The sequence below is a fragment of the Bacillus sp. C30 genome, assembly GCF_040838255.1.
Lineage (GTDB): Bacteria > Bacillota > Bacilli > Bacillales > Bacillaceae_G > Bacillus_A > Bacillus_A mycoides.
The window spans coordinates 1-1,950 of sequence record NZ_JBFPJH010000495.1 but is presented as its reverse complement, the minus strand read 5'-3'; the positions used below and the strand labels follow the sequence as shown (position 1 = coordinate 1,950).

Below are 1,950 nucleotides of genomic sequence, written 5' to 3'. Positions count from 1 at the left end.
ATAATTAATAGTCGTACTTAAGTCGCACTTAAAGTATTGAGGAGGAATTAAAAATGAAAATTGGAAGAAAAGTAGCGGATTTCGGCAATAGTTTTAATAACTTTATGGTTGACGGTTATTATTTTGAGCTTGCAACAAACGTTGTTAAAATTTCAAAGAAAAAAGCTGAAGACTTACTTGTTGATCGTATTTTAAATCCAGAGGATTTACTAGACAGCTTATTAATTTTAACTGAAATTGATGGTGAAGAATCATACTTCTTAGTGGGGAAACTGGCTGAAGATAACCAACTAGCAAACTCTCATGTGAATAAGATGCATGATAAAATCAATAGCCATATTCCATACGTTAGTTTTCTAGGAGCGATTGCTTATTATCACGCTCTGAACGCTGATAAAGAAGATAATGAAGTTGAAATTGAAAATATGAATATGATGCTTCCAATTTGGCTTTTAAAACGTGAAGAGAAATTTAGTACTGCCCATAAGAAGATGGAAGAAAGATTTATTGGTGAACATAAAGTTAAAGTCTTAACACCAGGCATGGAAAGAGAATTATCTATTACAGTTAATTCAGCGAAATGTAAAAATGAATCAGAAATAGCTAGGCATGCATTGAAATATAAAATGGTAGCCAAAGATAAAAACTCAAATGTAATTAGTATTGAAAAACGCCATGAGGTTGAAAAATTTAATGATTATGAAGTGGTGTTAACCGATATAGGTGGTGGATCTACTGATGCTGTAAGACTCGGCAAAGGACTTACAACACCTAAACATAGAGATTCTTTCCAGGTTATAGATATTGAGCCGTTCTTAGGATATCTAGAGCAATTTAGAAAAGAAAAACTTATTCAATTCTTTAAAGATCTAAGAACATTAGAAAAGTTTATTGTTAATAATTACAAGGAACAAAAATATGTGCTATATAATGAAAATACGGGAGAAAGTTATGATTTTACAACAGAAATTGTAGAGGCTCTACAAGAATATGCTAGGATCTTAGTTGCTAAAGTACTTGATATATTTATTCCATCTAGTACGAATACTGTGTTGAAATTCATCTATATTGGAGGCGAAGCTCCAGTTTTAGAACCGTATATCCGTATTACATTATTAGATCATATGTCTGAAACGGCTGCTAATAACAATCACTTCTTCTTGAACGACATTATTCAAAATGACGAGAAAGAAGTATTCGCTCCAACATCACGTACAATTAACTTAGCTGCATTAGAATTAAAAGCAATTGATGATATGAAAGAACAGTTAGCTTAGAACAAAAGGACGTGCTAATATATGACTAAAAGGAGAAAAATGGCATTAGGTGCTGATAATATGCCCGATGATGTGTATGCAATCCTTAATGAAAAGTCTAATAGTAGGCAATTAACCAGCTTTGTTGTCGAATTAGTACAAAACGAACAACGGTATGAGCAATTAATGAAAAAATTAGATAGTGTAGAAAAGAGATTAAATCTTTTAGATACAGTTGAAAATAAATTAGATCTTTTACTTTCTAATGGGTTTGTTCCCACACCAAAACAACCAGAGCTTAAAGGTGAAGAGCCACGTCTTCAAGAGGGAAAGATTTTGAGTATAAAAGAAGTGGTTGGTGGAATGGACAAAGAGGATAGTGAAGAAATGGACTTTTAAAAAAACTAACATACAACTTTTGATTGAGTAAAATTAGAAAAAGCAAAAGACAACAACGCATATTAACATGATGGAATGCTTACTTATTAGAAAAGGCACTCCATTTTTGTATTTTAAATAAGAAGTAGTTTTTTCAAATACATACTTTTATACAATGAAAGTGGTGAGTTTATGGAAATACCAACAAGTAAACAAAAAAAGCGACCTTAAATTTTTAAATCTTTGATGTTTTGGGTATTTATTCTTATCGTATTGTATTGTTCTTATTTAAATCATTTGTTTTACAAATTATTGG

The 1,950-nt window shown here is 31.1% G+C and carries 2 protein-coding genes; both read left to right on the top strand.

Annotated elements, in window-relative coordinates; genetic code table 11:
• Positions 1-53: 53 nt before the first annotated feature.
• Positions 54-1,277 carry an Alp7A family actin-like protein gene (locus tag AB3X49_RS22150; RefSeq protein WP_367964765.1) on the top strand — a complete coding sequence of 408 codons (1,224 nt, stop codon included), beginning with the start codon at positions 54-56 and terminating at the stop codon, positions 1,275-1,277.
• Between the two features lie 21 nt (positions 1,278-1,298).
• Positions 1,299-1,655 (top strand): hypothetical protein, encoded by a 357-nt coding sequence (locus AB3X49_RS22145; RefSeq protein WP_367964763.1) that lies wholly within the window; start codon positions 1,299-1,301, stop codon positions 1,653-1,655.
• Positions 1,656-1,950: the final 295 nt, after the last annotated feature.